General features: G+C 31.4%; 18 protein-coding genes. All 18 read right to left on the bottom strand.

Translation table 11 applies throughout. From position 1 onward, the window contains the following. Positions 1 to 3: 3 nt before the first annotated feature. Entirely contained in the window at positions 4 to 777 is a 774-nt protein-coding gene (locus GOQ17_RS03525; protein ID WP_159634853.1) for a polysaccharide biosynthesis/export family protein, read from the bottom strand. 100 nt (positions 778 to 877) lie between these two features. Then, entirely contained in the window at positions 878 to 1,345 is a 468-nt protein-coding gene (locus tag GOQ17_RS03520; protein WP_159634850.1) for a WxcM-like domain-containing protein, read from the bottom strand. After that, positions 1,332 to 2,291: an MraY family glycosyltransferase gene (locus tag GOQ17_RS03515; RefSeq protein WP_159634847.1), complete on the bottom strand. Its 960-nt coding sequence runs from the start codon at positions 2,289 to 2,291 to the stop codon at positions 1,332 to 1,334. Before GOQ17_RS03515 ends, GOQ17_RS03520 begins: the two co-directional genes overlap by 14 nt. A gap of 3 nt (positions 2,292 to 2,294) precedes the next feature. Continuing rightward, complete coding sequence (locus GOQ17_RS03510) at positions 2,295 to 3,203, bottom strand: NAD-dependent epimerase/dehydratase family protein (protein WP_159634844.1); 909 nt, start codon at positions 3,201 to 3,203, stop codon at positions 2,295 to 2,297. Between the two features lie 3 nt (positions 3,204 to 3,206). Next, positions 3,207 to 4,391 (bottom strand): glycosyltransferase family 4 protein, encoded by a 1,185-nt coding sequence (locus tag GOQ17_RS03505; protein WP_159634841.1) that lies wholly within the window; start codon positions 4,389 to 4,391, stop codon positions 3,207 to 3,209. Next, positions 4,388 to 5,950: an alginate lyase family protein gene (locus GOQ17_RS03500; protein ID WP_159634838.1), complete on the bottom strand. Its 1,563-nt coding sequence runs from the start codon at positions 5,948 to 5,950 to the stop codon at positions 4,388 to 4,390. The genes GOQ17_RS03505 and GOQ17_RS03500 overlap by 4 nt, the downstream gene beginning before the upstream one ends. After that, positions 5,928 to 6,395 carry a serine O-acetyltransferase gene (locus GOQ17_RS03495; RefSeq protein WP_159634835.1) on the bottom strand — a complete coding sequence of 156 codons (468 nt, stop codon included), beginning with the start codon at positions 6,393 to 6,395 and terminating at the stop codon, positions 5,928 to 5,930. Before GOQ17_RS03495 ends, GOQ17_RS03500 begins: the two co-directional genes overlap by 23 nt. 8 nt (positions 6,396 to 6,403) lie before the next feature. After that, positions 6,404 to 7,528 (bottom strand): glycosyltransferase, encoded by a 1,125-nt coding sequence (locus tag GOQ17_RS03490; protein WP_159634832.1) that lies wholly within the window; start codon positions 7,526 to 7,528, stop codon positions 6,404 to 6,406. Positions 7,529 to 7,547: 19 nt separating this feature from the next. Further along, positions 7,548 to 8,687, bottom strand: coding sequence for a chondroitinase-B domain-containing protein (locus GOQ17_RS03485; protein WP_159634829.1), 1,140 nt, complete (start codon positions 8,685 to 8,687; stop codon positions 7,548 to 7,550). A gap of 5 nt (positions 8,688 to 8,692) precedes the next feature. After that, positions 8,693 to 10,060 carry a hypothetical protein gene (locus tag GOQ17_RS03480; RefSeq protein ID WP_159634826.1) on the bottom strand — a complete coding sequence of 456 codons (1,368 nt, stop codon included), beginning with the start codon at positions 10,058 to 10,060 and terminating at the stop codon, positions 8,693 to 8,695. Beyond that, positions 10,050 to 11,390: a lipopolysaccharide biosynthesis protein gene (locus tag GOQ17_RS03475; RefSeq protein ID WP_159634823.1), complete on the bottom strand. Its 1,341-nt coding sequence runs from the start codon at positions 11,388 to 11,390 to the stop codon at positions 10,050 to 10,052. The genes GOQ17_RS03480 and GOQ17_RS03475 overlap by 11 nt, the downstream gene beginning before the upstream one ends. 4 nt (positions 11,391 to 11,394) lie before the next feature. Then, the gene (gene wecC / locus GOQ17_RS03470; RefSeq protein WP_159634820.1) at positions 11,395 to 12,606 is read right to left on the bottom strand and encodes a UDP-N-acetyl-D-mannosamine dehydrogenase; all 1,212 of its coding nucleotides are present in this window, start codon (positions 12,604 to 12,606) and stop codon (positions 11,395 to 11,397) included. A gap of 10 nt (positions 12,607 to 12,616) precedes the next feature. Further along, complete coding sequence (gene wecB / locus GOQ17_RS03465; protein WP_159634817.1) at positions 12,617 to 13,738, bottom strand: non-hydrolyzing UDP-N-acetylglucosamine 2-epimerase; 1,122 nt, start codon at positions 13,736 to 13,738, stop codon at positions 12,617 to 12,619. 19 nt (positions 13,739 to 13,757) lie between these two features. Then, the gene (locus tag GOQ17_RS03460) at positions 13,758 to 14,924 is read right to left on the bottom strand and encodes a nucleotide sugar dehydrogenase (protein ID WP_159634814.1); all 1,167 of its coding nucleotides are present in this window, start codon (positions 14,922 to 14,924) and stop codon (positions 13,758 to 13,760) included. Positions 14,925 to 15,062: 138 nt separating this feature from the next. Then, positions 15,063 to 15,923, bottom strand: coding sequence for a glucose-1-phosphate thymidylyltransferase RfbA (gene rfbA, locus GOQ17_RS03455; protein ID WP_159634811.1), 861 nt, complete (start codon positions 15,921 to 15,923; stop codon positions 15,063 to 15,065). A gap of 12 nt (positions 15,924 to 15,935) precedes the next feature. Beyond that, complete coding sequence (rfbD, locus tag GOQ17_RS03450) at positions 15,936 to 16,793, bottom strand: dTDP-4-dehydrorhamnose reductase (protein ID WP_159635065.1); 858 nt, start codon at positions 16,791 to 16,793, stop codon at positions 15,936 to 15,938. 10 nt (positions 16,794 to 16,803) lie between these two features. Beyond that, positions 16,804 to 17,334, bottom strand: a complete 531-nt coding sequence (gene rfbC, locus GOQ17_RS03445) for a dTDP-4-dehydrorhamnose 3,5-epimerase (RefSeq protein WP_159634808.1) — start codon at positions 17,332 to 17,334, stop codon at positions 16,804 to 16,806. Positions 17,335 to 17,343: 9 nt separating this feature from the next. Then, complete coding sequence (gene rfbB / locus GOQ17_RS03440) at positions 17,344 to 18,396, bottom strand: dTDP-glucose 4,6-dehydratase (RefSeq protein WP_159634805.1); 1,053 nt, start codon at positions 18,394 to 18,396, stop codon at positions 17,344 to 17,346. Between the last annotated feature and the right edge of the window lie 9 nt (positions 18,397 to 18,405).

Genomic DNA, 18,405 nt, shown 5'->3' with positions numbered 1-18,405 from the left:
ATTTTAATTTCGAACAATAAGTGTAATAAGACCAATAACAATACTTGCTACAGAGACAAAGATTGACGTATTTTGTGTATACTTTGATGATTGTATACGCGCCCCGTTTGGCTCTACATAAACTACATCATTCTGCGCTAAATAAAAAACAGGAGAATTTAATGCGTTTCTCGAAGTCAAGTCTACTCGATATTCGCTTTTTACACCATTCTGTTCGCGAACTACTAATACATTTTTTCTAACTCCGTTTATAGTTAAATCTCCTGCAAGTCCGATTGCTTCAAGCAATGTAATACGATCGTTATTAATAGGGTATGTTCCTGGACTTTTAACTTCCCCCAATATTGTAACCCTAAAATTGCGTATTTCCATACTAATGCCTGGACTAACAATATATTTACTTACTTCTGTACGTAAGTAATCAATTGCCTCTGTCCTGGTCTTTCCAGCCAATTTGATTTTACCCAGCTTAGGAAAATCAATAAATCCATTATTATCAATAGCATAAGTAGGTATAAAGGGATTAGTACTTTGTATAGTTCCATTTGTTCCCTGATATGCAGAAATTTGGTTGAATGGCTGCGTAGCTCTTACATCATCTGCTGTAACAGATATTGCAAGAATATCTCCAGCTTGCAGTTTAGGAGTATTATTTTCATAATTAGTCCTCAACTCAACAGTATCTGATGGTTGAAAATATACAAGGTCTTTGCGAGAAGCACAAGACAAAATAGTCAAACTGAGTATAAATAAAATATATAGGGTTTTCCTTTTCATAATTGAAATTATAAGACGCAAAATCTAAATTGCATATCAGCAAAAATAATCATTTTTGTACTATCTAGTAGCAACTAATAAAAATATACCTAATTCTAGTTTAGAGACCCAAAGATATATCCCTCATTTCAACAAAATAATCTACAGGCCAAGTATAATCATCTAAGGAAGCATGCTCAATTCCATGATCCGCAAAAACTAATAATTCTGAGTTGTCCTCTAAAGCCCTTAGTGCTGTACCATAGCCAACTTGTAAATGTAATACCTCTAAGTTTTCTGTTGATAGATTTAAAGTCTCTATTGGCAAATCTTTAGAAGGATTAGCCCAGTTATCTATTTTAACAATTTTAACTTCAAAACTACCCGATAATACATAAAACCAACGTTGTTCTATACGATGCGCACGCCATCCTCTTATAAGTTCTGTATCACCATTTTTTATGATATAAAATCTTTTTACTAAACTCATGTCAAAATCGTTAACAAAACGAATTTGACCTCGCGCATCTTTTGCTACCCCACCTTTTATAGTTTCAACGGTATTCCGTTTATTATTATGATTTAACATATCGATTGATTATATAAGTCTTAAAACCTAAATATAAAGCACTTAAAACAGTTAGTGTAGTTATAGCAAATAACATTTGAAATTGGAAATTCTCTTTAGTAATAATAATTGTTATGTATCCTATCAGAAATTGTAAAACTCCGTACAAAAATGATATTAGCAATTTATTCATGTCCGCTTCATTTCCTAAAAATTGATATAAATGTGATCGATGCGCCTTAAAGATATTCTCTTTGAGATATAAACGTCTTACTATCGTCCAGACAGCATCAATACCATATACTGCTAAAAATAATATGTATATAAAATTACCTGTTTCCAGAATTAGTTTACCTATAGCGAATAGTAAAATAAAGGCGATGGCTACTGATCCTACATCACCAGCAAAACTTTTAGCCTTATTTCGAAAGTTGAAAAAAGCAAATACAACTACCCCCAACAAAGTAAACAGCAATAAGTCTTGGTCAATGAATTTTAATTGATTATTTACAATTGCTAACAGTCCTCCTACTGCTAGACTATAACAAGCTGTTATCCCATTAATTCCATCCATAAAATTGTAGGCATTAATTACCCCTACAATAATTATAAATGAACCTATCAAATAGTACCATGGTAAAGAAAATATTTGCAATTCATACGCCATTAATAATACTGATGAAAAATGAATTAGCAATCTCAATTTATTGGATAAGGTCAATACATCATCAGCAAACGAAACGATAGCCATCATAGTCAAACCAAGAAAAAACCATGGGTATTGAAATCCTGACCAAATAAAATATATAAGCGCTGCCAAATAAAATATAATTCCCCCCCCACGTAATGTAATTTGCGTATGGGATGATCGCTCATTTGGTTTGTCAATAATATTATAGCGATCTGCAATCTTGAAGTATACTAACTCCAAAATAAATAGTGTTACAAAAACGATTAAATAAATCATTAATTATTTAGCTTGATTAAACGATTTTATGGTATTTTCTAAACCTTCTTTAGCTGATAAAGGAAGTTTTTCAATCCCAAGAGCCTTTTTAATTTTAGTGTTTGATACTACATAAGATTCTGTTAACTTTTTAAGGCGCTCAGAGTTCAAAGGAAGAGGAAGAACATCACCAATTTTTACAATGCTTTTAACCAATCCTACAGGAATTTTTAACAGATTTACATCTTTACCCAAAACAGAACCAATTATACGTACCAAATCATTGGTAGATAGTGCGTCATCATCTGCAAAGTTGTATACACCAGATTGTAAATTGGAGCTTCTAAGCATTTCATAAATCATAAAAGACAAATTGTCTATACTCAAAAAAGAACGCTGATTATCAAATCTTGCTAATGGCCATGGAACGCCCTTTTCTACGACCTTATACAATAAATTAAGATTACCCTTATTTCCTGGCCCATGTATCATGCATGGCCTAATGATGAAAACACGTTTACCAGATGGGATGGGTTTTGAAAGCATATAGTTTTCTGCTTCTAACTTCGACTTTCCATAAGGAGTTAAAGGCTCTGCTTTTACTTCTTCTATAAGAATAGTTTCAACTTGGTCAGCAACGGCTTTAACTGAGGAAAAATAGAAAAAATCCATAACATCAGATTGCAAGAATTCATCGTATAATGCAATAGTTAAATCCCTATTTATTTTAAAATATTCCTCATCAGCAGAAGTATTAGCTGTATCATGAGCTTTTCCTGCAAGGTGAATTAAAGCGTCCGCATTTGATACAAAACTTTTCTTCCAGTCGATCGTACGCAAAGACAGACCATTTATAGCACATCCTTTGTTAATTAAGTATGTCGATAAATTCTGACCCACAAACCCCGAAATACCTGTAATAGTAATTTTCATTTTCTAATTAGATTCCAACAATGTAATCATTGACTTAGCCATATCCTTATTAACTTGGTCTCGCTTATATTTTTGAATAAATTCTTGACGAGAAATTGTTTTATAGGTATAGGATTTCATTTTATCTACAAAATCATCCACATCACAAGGAGCAAAAAGAATTGTATTCTCTAAATTATCCTTTACAAAACTATTTGCATACCCCCCAACACCTGCTATTATCGGTCTTGCAAAAGTCGCTAACTCGAATAATTTAGAGGGCAAAACCTTTTCAAAAGCTTTATAATTATTTAAATGCACAAACAAGAAATCAGCATTTTTATATGCTTCTATAAGTTCTACTCGTTTAATTGGATCACGTAATTCCACATTCTTAACCTCTAATCGTTCAAGTTCAGCAACCAATTTGGACTTAGCTCCGCCATCACCTATGATTACAAATTTATATGCTGTACCTAATTTTTTTGCCGCTTCAGGGACTATTTTATGTAACCCTTGGCCTTCTCCTAAATTACCCGCATAAACGATAGTTTTGACGTCTCTTTGTGTATAAATTAGACTCTCTTCAGAATTAGCCTCAATAAAAACATCATCTATCCCATTTGGAAAATAGGAATACGTACAGTCTTTATAATTTTCGAAATAAGACTCAAAACCCTTAGAAATTAAATTTATGTGAGAAGCATAACTAAAGGTTTTCTTTTCAATATACTTTATGAAAGGAAGGGCTGAAGATTTTATAATACCGTCTTTTAAAACATCTTGTAATGTATCATAGAAAATATCACGAATATCTAAATACAATGGGATATTTTTCTTTTTTGCTATTTTGTAACCAAGATAAGCGGTAAACAAACGCGAAGAGGATGCTATAACCAAATCATAATCTTTACCGGAAACATAATCTAGTGTTTTTTGATAGTATTCCTTAAAAGACAAGACTTGATCTTTCATGCCACTTTGATGCTTCGGTATGGCTATGCGATAAACCGTATAATTATTGCCATCTTGAAACTGAGGAGCGCTTACATCAAATGTACTGTATCGATTTGGTAAAGTTGTGACCACATCCACTAAGGCCTTGCCTTCTGTTTGAGAGGCCAATTCCTTAATTAATGGCGTATTTCTAAAAGAACCTGCACAAAGATCTGGCTCAAAATAAAAAGTTAGATATAAGATTCTTTTCACTTTATAAAATTAATAGATGTCTTTAACTCCGATGTAAAACTTACTTTTAACCGCTGAGATTCGTTATATACATTATAAGAATTTGCGTATAAATATTTTTCTAAAATTATGTCGTCTGCTTGTGTAAATTCTAAAACACAATGATCTTCTACCAGAAAAGTATAATTATTCTTTGGGATCAAGACCAATTCAGGTGCCAAGTGAAAATAAGCTACTCCAGATTTTTTATTTGTTAAACTATCTTTAATAGAAACAAGGTTATCACTTAATTCAAAGGTACGCTGATGAATCGTTCCTCTTCTTTTATACCCAGTATGATATCCAACAAATTTATTATTTTCCTCTTCTAAAATAAAGGATTTTGCTCTTCTACCTACTCTAAATCCCCCCCAAACTTCTGATTGACTTATATTATCTACAACTACAGTGTTATGGGCTTCTGTTGATCTTTCAAGATTTCTACGTGCACCGATTTGATACGTAGAAGTTCCTTGCTCTACAAATATAGGTTTATTATTAAAGTATAATATAAAGCTCAAGGCATCAGCATGTGCATGACCAGGCTGATAGGAAGCTCCTACCTGAGCAAAATTCATTTTTATTTCAAAAGTTTTACTTTGAAAAGACCTATAACCTGATTTGGACAAATTTTCTACATCAAAATCTAAATATAAAAACTTAGCAAAATCAAATAAGTCTTGTGAAGAATTCGCAATGCCTTTGGCGGAGTCCTTGAATAATGGAATATCTCCGTTCTTAAATGATATTGCTTTTAACCAGCCAAGCATCGAACGACATTTTCTTACACAGAAGTCGAAAAATGCATGATCTTTATCCTGTTGTTTACTATACCAATCAATAAGTTCTAACAGTCTATATAATATAATCTGATGGTACATTGGACTCAATTCGAAATGCGCCCCATCATCGAGAATTTGTTCACCCAATTGTACTCTTAGATTTTTTTCAGCTACCTTAATCCAGGATGCATCTCTAAAATAAAATCCGCCAAGAAGTAGCGCAAATAAATTTTCCAATAGATGATTACCAAGAATATGAAACTCCAAATTTCGCGATAAATATGTCAATTCTTGATGTAAACAATTTATTATCCTTTCATCCTTAATCTTTGTTAATGACAAAAATTTAATAATATTTATACTTCTCAAAGAAACAGGGTAAGGTTCTAATATTCTTTTATTATCAATACTGAAAGAGTAAAAATCATGAATTAATCTAATCTTTTCATCATTATGTATATTATCTTGATTAAGATAATCAAAGTACTCTAAATTATAAATCCAAAGTTTGCCATATTCAGAAAAGTCCCAATCAATTCTTTCCTTAAAATCCTTTTCCAGATTAAGAAATTGAAATGAATTGTTTCCAAGATATTTTCCATATTGTGGAATTCTATATCCGAAGTCAACACACACAACATCATATACAAAACCCCTACTTTTTAATACGGTTTTGGATCTTAAACGGTATACTAGCTGATAAAACAACTGAATAAATTTAAGATGTATGATAGTGTTAAAATATTTCCCTATTTTCATCTAATTGATAGTATTTTTTCGTCCTATTAGTTTGAATAACTTTGAATGGATTCCCTACAACTGTACAATTATCCGGTATATTTTTATTAACAACTGTATTTGATCCGATAATAACATTGTTTCCTATAGTAATTTCACCAAATACTACGCTTCCAGTACCAATATATACGTCATCACCAATCTTGGGCACATAATTATCTCCAAAATTGCGTCCTATTGTTACATTTTGGGCTATCGTCACATTGTTACCTATTTTGCAATTATGATGAATTACTATCCCCAAACCTAAATATCCTAATTTAAAGTTTTCACCTATAATTACGCTGTGAGGTATCCATACAGAAAAAACTACTCTATTTACGTATGTTAAAAACTTTGCTGCTTTAATAAACTTTTTTTTAAATAAGTAATGCGAGAACTTATAAATTTTAATTGGACTTAACATTGTAAAAATTATGAATTTAACATTTGATTAAAAACACTTCTCTGAAATTCAGGTGTATAGTTATGTTCAATTGTAACTTGACAATTATGTTTCATTTTCTTTTTTTCTTCTTGGTTAAGGTTATAAAATTCAAAAATCACTCTTGATAAATCCTTATAGTCTCCATCTTTAAATAAAAAACCGTTATATCCATCTTTAAGAGCTTCTATTTCTGGCTTTTGTAAATCTAGATTATCATTTGTTATTACTGGCACTCCATAAGTCATCGAGTGTATTATACTTAACCCTATAGGACCTGGAAATACACACATTTCAGAATTTATAAAGAAATTACATAATAAATTTTCATCATAACAGGAACCTTTGAAGAAAGTATTATCCATAATACCTAAATCTTTCGAATAATTTTTAAGGTTATCTTCGTGAGGACCACTACCCAAAATAACGACATTTAAATGTACATTTAAAGCTTTAAGGTGTTTCAAAGCTTCAAAAAGCAATTCTAAATTCCTCTCTTTAATTAAACGCCCTGTAAATATAATATATGGCTTATATTTAGAAGTGTCTTTTAGGTTTTTACTATTTAAAGTATTGTTTAAAGTATCTTTCTGTTTACAAAAATCCAAAGAATTATTAACAACCCAGATTTTTTTTGTGTAACCTAATTTTAGCATAATTTTTTTTGATCTCATCGAATAAACAGCCCCCCCATTAAACAATTTGTGAAATTGAAATTTCAAAAAATTATTAACAGTGCGTTTTTCGTTTAATAAACCATGGGACCAAAAAAAACACTTAATACCTCTATAGCGACAATACAAAACGTAAAACCAATAAGAAATATATTTCCAATCTGCTAAAAAAATTACTTTATCAACATTGTATTTATTGATATATTTTAAAACTGAAAATTGAATTAAAAAATAGTTAAACAACCATAAATTTTCAACTATATTAAATCTAGCATCATTATTAAAATCATGTAATTTTAATGAGGAATAACGTTTCGGAGTAGCATTCCCTCCAATGAAATAATACTCATATTTATCATTATTCAACAAAGAGTTTATTATAGGCCCTCTATAATGAGCATAGAATGGATATACAACAAGTACTTTTTCTTTAACTACCATATTTTAAAAATCTAAATTATTACTGTGTTATTAAATATTCTTTTACATTTTTATTTGAAAACTTTTCATTAAGTAAAAGTTTTTCTGTTTGACCTAAAGACAAACTTAGATTTTTAATAGGTATTCTCTTTTCATTTTTATATAGAATATTATTGAATTGATGTATGTTTTGTGGGGGGATATCATTACTCTTAACTTTAGTTACGTGTAAATTATAATAATTATGAAATATATTATTATTTAAATATATATTATTTACTTTAGGATATTCTTTCCCTCCATACATAAGAAATATAGATCGATTATTTGAATTGTTGAATATATTTTCAGAAACAACTATATTATTACCACTTATACGAATGGGCATACCAACATCCTCAAACAAATTTCCTTTTATTTCACAATTATTTCCCCAGCGAATACAAACACCAGACCTAGAATTTATAAATTTATTATTTGAAATAATCACCCCGTTAGTTTTAATACTAATGATTTCAGTATCTCCAAAATAGTTCTTAAATATATTTTCTTCGATTTTCAACAAAGTCGTTTGACCTTCAGCCAAGCCCGCTCTAATTGCTTCTATAGCTAAATCAGATGGTGGATTTTCTACATCTAAAAAGCTATTATGCTTTATCAAAACATTTTTAAGGTTTGCATTTACATGAATAATTGGAAGCCTATTCTTTTTTCTTTTAAAAACACAATTTCTAATAATCAGATTATCAGCGTTAGCATAAATAAAATGAAATTGAGTACTCATGTCGTATTTTTTAAAGGAATCTCTGCCAAAAAAACTTAAGTTTACTACTTCAATATTATTTACTTTTAAAATATTAGTACCTATAGATAATAAACCCCTGGATTCTGAAAAAGATATGTTATTATTTATAAACTTAACATTTTCAATTTTTATATTATTTCCATTAATTTGAATAAATGAATTACCTGAAACTACGGAACTATTCCCCCGAATTATGAAAGGGTTATCAATCCCACCGTTACCATTAACAATTATTTTTACATTTTTTATATCATTTAAATGATAAACACCCCCTGGCTTTGCATTAATAACTAGTTTTGTTTGACTAAATAAGTTAGTAACTTTCATTGATATAAATAGAAGCAAAACTGTTTTGATGATAATATTAATTTTCATATTTATTAGCAACCCTTTTTTATTAAAAGTTTAGAAATAACATATATAAAAGGAAATGAAATAATACCATATATTAACCATACTTCTATTCCAGCTCCTCTAATAAATTGAATGAATGTGGAATATAAATAAAGGTATAGAATAGTAAATTGAGATATTCTATTTAATACCAGAGACTTCAGTATTAAATAGTAATACTTATTAAATATTACAAAAATAAAATATAAAAGTAACAGCCCTATCAAGTGAAAATTCCAAAATACTTCAGAATAAACTATTATTGGAAAAGATCCTCCTATGGCTCTAAATGTCGGATCAAACTTGCTTGTATATATATGCACCATACTCTCTGGTTTATTAGGCATCATACTGCGAGGGATAGGAGTAAAGATTAGTTTATAAAAAGTTGACCCATAAAGTAAATCTGCATTATTTGTATAAACATAGTTTACAGCATTAGTAGCGTTCCCGTAAACGTGGTTAATCTCAAAATTCATCACCAGAGCATCACTAGCAATATCAGATTCTAAATAATCACCTACTAAACCAAACGCTTCAATAGGAGAATCAACATTGTAGTTTCCGTATCCCCTTAAAATAGAAGAAACTACCACAATATATATAAATACGATTACTAAAATAGAGCTTAATAACAAAGTTTTTAAACGAACTAAAATATTCCCGCCGTTTTTTACTGATTCTAAGAATAATATAAGTATTAATACAAACATTATCTCTCTTTTAGAATCATAATGATTTATTATAAAAATAATTAAAATAAATAAATAAACTATAGCTCTGTACTTTGTTGAATTATTCCTATTTATCAAAACAAGGATAATTACAATCGCAAATTCAAATGCATAATTGAAATTTCCATCAGCACCTAAAAAGTTTAGATTAATTTCGAATGAACCGACAGCAAAAAGAAATAAAAATAATGTAACAATTTGAACTGAGAATAGGTTAACTTGAGATTTGGCAGTTTTGAATGTGATAAAATTAATACTTGTAAATTTCTTAAAAGGAATAGTAAAATATACTACAAAATTGCAAGCAATAAAAAATGCAGTAATAAAATTAATGCTATAATAGGATTGATATGTACTGTAATAATTATTATTTAACCCTAAATCATTAGTCACAGCATAATGTCCAAAAATAAAATTCAAGGATATGTAAAAAATAGTAAGAAAGCTAGGTGATAAAAATAAAATAAGATTATTTTTTACTTTATATATTCCATAAAAAATGCTTAGTAATTGAGACAAATAGATATATGAGGCATATGAATCTATAAAATGCTTATCTGTAAAAATACAAATAGCAAATAAAAAAAAATGCAAAACTATAAGAAACAAGTTATAATTCATTTTTTACTAAGCGATGTCTTTTATAGACAATAAAAACCAATACAAAAATTATAAATAACTCAACACCAATTATTCCTGTAACATAAAAAACTATAAATAGACTTACCACAATTGCCTCAAGTATATCATAATTAACCTTAAATGATTCTGCTGCATAAGTAAACATTAAATATTGTAATAGATTACATACTAATGTACAATAAACAGATGCCAAAATACCATACATCGGTATTGAATAATAATTTAACCCTAAACTAAGAAGACTAGAAAACACAGATATTGTAGCAATTAATTTAGTTTTCTTATTATAAATCAATAGATAATTAGCCTTAAAATAGAATGGTTGAGCTAGAAAACTAGCTGCCAATAAAGGTATTAAAGTAAATGCATCACTATATTCTCTAGTATATACAGCTGGCAAAAAATACTTTGCAATAATTACAATTATAATAAAACTCACTATTCCTGCCATAAAAAGATATAAAACTAAATTATTTAGTAGCTGATATCTTTTTATAAGATTTTCTTGCTTATATATCAGCGGTTCTAGATATACAGTAATCCCTAAAAAGGCAAAAACTATTGAAGATCCGTATGAATATGCTAATGTATAAATTCCAACTTCATCAATACTTAAAAACTTTTCTATAATAAATCTATCGGCATTACCTAATATATTTCCTGCAATACCATGAAAAATAAATGGCCATGAGAAAGCTAACAGTAATATTAATGTAGGATAATGAATTTTAAATATTAAAAATTTAGTGTTTTTAAAAATTACATTTGTAAAAAGTGCGGCTATACATGCCCCAATCAAATAACCCAAATAACTCCCTGTAAAATAAATAAGGGAAATTACTAATGTAAACTTAAATAATTGTAAAAATATTCTATTTTTAAAAAAAGTTTTATGCTGCTCATTGACTCTATACAGATTTAAATTAATTGTATTCATACCCTGCAAAAACACGAGTAATATAACTAATACAAGGTCAGGAAACAATTTTAAGCCTAAGACCGTATTAATTCCCGAAAAATAACAAATTATAGTAACCGTTAATAAAACTAAATGTATGATATTAATCGATGAAACTATAGTGTTTATAAAGTTTGTTTTATTCTTCTCATCAGAATAAAAACGTAATATCGCTCTCTCTAAACCTAATAAAGTTATAAAAGGAAGAATGGTCTCAATTGAAATAATAAGTCCAATGATGCCAAAATTTCCTGGACTGGATAGTAAAAGAGGTAAAACAAGAACAGTTAGCTTATTTAACCCCTTAGAAAAGGCCTCAGTTAAACCGTAGGAAAAAATTTTCTTTAACAAAATATTAACTTAGCTCAACTCCACAAAAATTTAATATAATCTTATCTTTACTAATAGAAAGTCCCTTGAACTCATTATGTGCGACTAAAAAAACAATAATATCTGATTTCTCTAAAGCTACTTTATATTCTGTTAATTTAAAAACTTTATGTTCGCGTACATTTGGTTCTACAATGTACATATCCGCATTTCCAGAATCTTGTAGTACTCGCTCAGCAATATGAATAGCTGGTGATTCTCTTAAATCGTCAATATTTGGTTTAAAAGATAATCCCATAATAGCAATTGCGGGCTGACGACCATGCTTTAATTCAAATTCTAAACGCGCAGATTTTACCTTCTCAGCACACCAGAATGGTTTATAATTATTTGTCGCACGTGCTTGAGAAATAATCCTAGATTCCATTGGAAAATCAGCTGTAATAAAATATGGGTCTACTGCAATACAATGCCCACCAACACCACAGCCTGGTTGTAAGATATTAACTCGAGGGTGTTTATTAGCTAAATGTATTAATTCCCAAACATTGATTCCTGCTTTATCACAAATTAAAGAAAGTTCGTTGGCAAAAGCGATCTGCACATCACGAGAAGAGTTTTCAGTTAATTTACACATCTCAGCTGTACGAGCATTCGTAGGATGAAGCTCTCCTTTAACAAATTGGCTGTAAAAAGCAATAGCCTTTGACGTTGAAGTTTCATTAACCCCTCCAATAACACGATCATTATGCACTAATTCATACATAACATTACCTGGAAGAACTCGTTCTGGACAATAAGCTAGGAATATTTTGTCTTTCAACTCTGGTCTTTTAGAAAAAATTAAATCCATCATTTTTTCGGTGGTACCTATTGGCGAAGTTGATTCAATAATATATAAATCGCCTTCTTTTAATAAAGGGATAATACCTTCTGTAGCAGCTTGGACATAAGAAATATCTGGTTGATGATCCCCCTTAAATGGAGTGGGTACTACAACTAAATAAGTATCTGCTTCGACTGCTTTTGTAGATGCTTTTAGATATCCCTCCTCAACAGCTTTGGCTACAGCTTGATCTAAATCTGGCTCAACAATATGAATCCTACCTGCATTGATAGTGTCTACAACATGTTGTGAAATATCTACACCATGCACAGCCATTTTATTATTTGCTATTAAAGCTGAAGTTGGAAGTCCAATATATCCTAATCCTATGGTAACTACAGTTGGTTTCATTTTTTATATTTTAGTTATTATTTTTGATAAACTCTGCTATACGTTGACATGCTTTACCATCACCATAAGGATTATGCAATTCACTCATGGAATGATATCTATTCGCGTTAGTCAACAAACTGTTCGCTTCAGCGACAATCTTATCTTTATCAGTACCTACTAACAATACTGTACCCGCATCGACTGCTTCCGGACGCTCAGTAGTATCACGCATCACTAGCACAGGCTTCCCTAAACTTGGAGCCTCTTCTTGAACACCTCCAGAATCTGTTATGATTAAATAAGACTCTGTCATCAACCACACAAAAGCTGGATAAGCTAACGGGTTAATCAGTTTTATATTACTAATACCCTCTAATATGTCATGAACTGGCTTTTGAACATTTGGATTTAAGTGTACAGGATAAATTATTTGTACATCACTATGTACTAATGCTATTTCTTTAAGAGCTTGACACATATTAATAAAGCCTTGTCCATGATTTTCACGCCTGTGTCCAGTAACAAGTATTAGCTTTTTAGATGTATCGACAATACTCTGTAAGAACTTAATCTCCGCATTTTGAATATTTTTCACTCTTTCAGAACTGTCTAATAATGCATCAATAACAGTATTCCCTGTTACTACAATATCACTTTCCTTTACATTCTCTGCCAATAAGTTCTGTTGAGATTGTTTGGTAGGAGCAAAATGAAAATCACATACTCTGCTAGCAACTTGTCTATTTATTTCTTCTGGAAATGGCGATCTTTTATTATGCGTTCTTAGTCCAGCTTCAACATGACAAACTTTGGCCCCTGAATAAAACGACGCAATACTTGAAGCCATTGTTGTTGTAGTATCGCCGTGTACATACACATAATCTGGCTTGAAATCTTCTAAAACGGGCTTTAAACCTGTTATTATATCCGCTGTCAAAGAATATAGATTTTGGTTTGGCTTCATCAGATTTAGATCATAGTCTGGAGTTATTTGAAAAAAATCCAGAACCTGATCTAACATTTCCCTATGTTGGGCGGTTACACAAACTCTAGTTTCGAAATCTACATGTTTTTGAAACTCTTTTACCAATGGAGCCATTTTTATTGCTTCAGGTCTTGTTCCAAAAATCACTAAATGTTTGGTTTTCATTTATTAAATTTATTTCTGTTTAATCATTCCCGAATAAATCCCTAGTATACACCTTCTCTTGAACATCCGCTAATTCAGGAGCATTTCTGTTTGACACAATAACATCACATTCTTGTTTGAATGCTTCTAAATCATGACTCACTTTAGACCCAAAGAATGTTTCTTCTTTAAGAACAGGTTCATATACTACAACTTCTACTCCTTTAGCTTTTATACGCTTCATAATACCCTGAATAGCAGATGCTCTAAAATTATCTGATCCTGATTTCATAATTAAACGGTAAACACCTACTTTTTTCGGACTCTTTGCTAAAATAGATTCTGCAATAAAATCCTTTCGCGTACGATTTGCGTCAACAATTGCTTGAATTATATTATTAGGAACAGCATCGTAATTAGCTAATAGCTGTTTAGTATCCTTTGGCAAACAATATCCACCATAACCAAAAGATGGATTATTATAATGTGTCCCAATTCGAGGGTCTAAACCTACTCCTTCGATAATTTGCTTAGAGTTTAAATTAAAAGTCTGCGCGTAACTATCTAACTCATTAAAATAGGCTACACGTAATGCTAAATATGTATTAGAAAACAATTTTATAGCCTCCGCTTCAGTAGCATCAGTAAAAAGAGTCGGAATATCTGTCTTTAACGCACCCTGCTTAAGTAGATTGGAAAATAATTCAGCACGTTCGGACTGTTCTCCAACGATAATTCGAGATGGATACAAATTGTCATACAAAGCTTTACCTTCTCTTAAAAATTCAGGGGAGAATATTATATTATCAAATTGCAAACTTTTCTTTAGTTCCTTCACAAAGCCAACAGGTACGGTGGATTTTATAACAACTATAGCGGATGGATTATATTCGATAACTTCCTTGACAACTGATTCAACACTGTTAGTATTGAAGTAGTTTGTATTAGGATCATAGTCTGTAGGTGTTGCAACAATTACGTAAGCAGCATCTTTATATGCCTCTTGTTTATCAAGTGTGGCCCTAAAATTCAATGTTTTATTTGCTAAATAATCCATAATCTCGACATCCTCTATGGGAGATTTTTTATTATTTAACATTTGTACCTTTTCTGGAACTATATCCAATGCAACTACCTCATTATGTTGAGCTAGCAATATTGCATTTGAAAGTCCTACATAACCCGTACCAACAATTGTTATTTTCATTTTCTGATATTGTGATGGTTTAAAGAAACCTTTGATTTTTGGCTTGTATATAGCGCCACAAAATTACATTTTTTTTTGCATTAAATAACCTATAGATAGCTTTTTATACATTATACCTAATCTTGGGTATATTAAATTTTATTTTGAGATATTGAGCAAGTATTCTCCATATCCAGATTTACGAAGAGGTTCAGCTATTTTATTTAGTTCATCTTTCGTAATATATCCCATACGATATGCAACTTCCTCTATTGCCCCAATTTTCAGACCTTGACGCTCTTCAATGACTTGAACAAATTGTCCCGCCTGCATCAAAGATTGAATAGTACCGGTGTCTAACCAAGCCGTACCACGGTCAAACACACCTACTTTTAATTTACTACGGTTAAGATATTCTTTATTGACATCGGTGATTTCTAACTCACCTCGATGTGAAGGTTTTATATTTTTAGCAATTTGAACGACATCATTATCATAGAAATAGAGACCTGGCACCGCATAATTTGACTTTGGATTATTTGGCTTTTCTTCAATAGAAACCACTTTCTTGTTAGCGTCAAATTCTACCACACCGTATCTCTCAGGATCATTCACTGGATAGGCAAACACCACTCCACCATCAGGATCAGCGCATGACTGTAATAATTGAGACATTCCAGAACCATAGAATATATTGTCTCCTAAAATTAGAGCTACCTTATCATCTCCAATAAATTCTTCACCCAAAATAAATGCCTGTGCAAGGCCATCCGGTGAAGGTTGCTCTATATAAGAAAATTTACACCCTAATTTTGAACCGTCACCTAATAACTTTTCAAAATTTGGTAAATCTTGTGGAGTTGAAATTATTAATATTTCATTAATACCCGCCAACATTAATGTTGATAATGGGTAATAAATCATAGGTTTATCGTACACTGGCATTAACTGCTTTGACAAAGCCAGTGTCAAGGGATGTAAACGGGTTCCGGATCCTCCGGCAAGAATAATTCCTTTCATATTAAGCTTAATTTATAATTGGATTTTAGCAAGCATCTTAATTAAACTATCTTTCCAATATGGTACTTGAAGATTGAAAGTTTCTTTTATTTTAGTTTTATTTAAAAGGGAATATTTTGGACGTTTAGCTGGAGTAGGATATGCAGATGTTGGAATTGCATTTATTACGCAATCCAAACCCTTTATTTCTTTGATTGCTACTGCAAAATCAAACCATGAAGTCTCCCCTTCGTTGCTAAAATGATAAAGTCCCGATTCCCACTTTTTCCCATCAATAATATCCACAATTGCTTTAGCCAAATCTAGTGCATAAGTTGGTGAACCAATTTGATCTGCTATCACAGAAATTTCATCACGCTCATTCATTAATCGAATCATCGTTTTTACGAAATTATGTCCATAAGCAGAATAAACCCAAGCCGTACGAATAATAATGGCATCTAGCAGATTGGCTTGAATTGCTTGCTCCCCTTTTAGCTTAGTAGCACCATAGACATTTATAGGATTAACCTCCGCTGATTCCTTGAGTGGAATTGAAGAATTGCCATCAAAAACGTAATCCGTTGAAATAGCTATAAGCTTTGCCCCGTATTGACTACAATATTTAGCAATCTCACCTGAAGCTAAGTGATTCACCGTATCAGCGAGTTCTGCTTCTGTTTCTGCTCTATCTACAGCAGTATATGCTCCGCCATGAATTATTATATTTGGACTGTAAATACGCAATCCCTCGATAATACCATCAATATCTTCAAGTGCCAATTCTTCGCGATCAACGAAAACTGCTTTTACGTCTTGTCTGCCCCGATATAGATCTTTTAATTCAGATCCTAATTGACCTCCTCCACCTGTTATAAGAATTTTTTTCATCATTATCGGGTTAAAATGGTCGTGCTTCCCTATCCTTTTCTGATAAAATAATTAGATCCAAAGGAATTTGCCAATCAACAGCTAATGTATCATCTAATGGATGGACACCATCTTCGGATTCTTTATTGTAAACGTTATCACATTTATAAAAGAAAGTAGCTGTTTCGGAAAGAACCGCGAAACCATGCAAAAATCCACGTGGAATATATAATTGTCTATTATTTTCCGCCGATAATTCTATGGTCAAGTGTTCTCCATATGTTGGAGAATCAATACGCACATCTACTGCAACATCCAACACTTTGCCTTCCAAAACTCGAACGAGTTTAGCTTGAGCGTATTCTCCGACTTGCTGATGTAATCCACGCACCACGCCATAGCTAGATTTCGACTGATTATCTTGCACAAAATTTGAACTAGCGCCGGTTAACTCCTCAAATTTTCTTTTACTAAAAGCTTCAAAAAAATATCCTCTACTATCCTCAAATACTGTTGGCTCTAAAATAAAACAGCCTTTTAACTTCGTTTCTAATACTTTCATCCTCCCTAATTACTTGCTGTATTGTGTCTCGTAGTATTTCTGATAATCGCCTGACGTGACGTTGTTCAACCATTCTTGATTGTCTAAAAACCAATCAATAGTTTTTGATAATCCTTGTTCAAATGTTACTGAAGGTTCATAACCCAGTTCTTGATTAATCTTGGTCGCATCAATAGCATAACGTAAATCATGCCCAGGCCTATCTTTGACAAAAGTAATTAGCTGCGCTGCAGTGCCCTCAGGACGACCTAATTTCTCGTCAACTTGCTTACACAATTCATTTACCAAATCAATATTCTGCCATTCGTTAAAGCCTCCAACATTATAGCTATCACCATTCTTACCCTTGTGAAATACCAAATCAATAGCTTTTGCGTGATCTATAACAAAGAGCCAGTCTCTTGTAAACTTTCCATCGCCATAAATTGGCAAAGGTTTATTATTTAGAATATTATGAATACAAAGAGGTATTAATTTTTCAGGAAAATGATTTGGACCATAATTGTTAGAACAGTTTGTCAGTACAATTGGAAGCCCGTAGGTGTCGTGATAAGCTCTTACGAAATGATCTGAAGAAGCTTTTGATGCGGAGTATGGAGAGTGTGGATCGTAAGAAGTATCTTCTGTAAATAATCCTGTCTCACCCAATGTCCCGTACACCTCATCCGTAGAAACATGATGAAAACGCTTGCCATCAAAATTATCCTTCCAAATTTCCTTTGCTGCATTCAACAAATTTACGGTACCGATAACATTAGTCATCACAAATGCTGTAGGATTAGTAATAGAGCGATCTACATGAGACTCCGCAGCTAAATGAATAACCCCATCAGGCTGATGTTCTTTAAAAATATTTAATATATGAGTAGCATCGGTAATATCAGCTTTTATAAAGGTATAGTTCGCGCTATTTTCAATATCCTTCAAATTTTCAAGATTACCCGCATATGTCAACGCATCCAAATTAATTATTTGGTATTCTGGATATTTCGTTACAAATTCACGTACTACATGGGAACCTATAAAACCAGCACCACCAGTAATAATTATCTTTTTACTCATACTCTTTTA

It is taken from the genome of Sphingobacterium composti, from assembly GCF_009829075.1.
In the GTDB taxonomy this organism is placed as follows: Bacteria; Bacteroidota; Bacteroidia; order Sphingobacteriales; family Sphingobacteriaceae; genus Sphingobacterium; species Sphingobacterium composti.
Note: the sequence above shows the minus strand (reverse complement) of the source record. Positions and strands in the feature narration are given on the sequence as shown.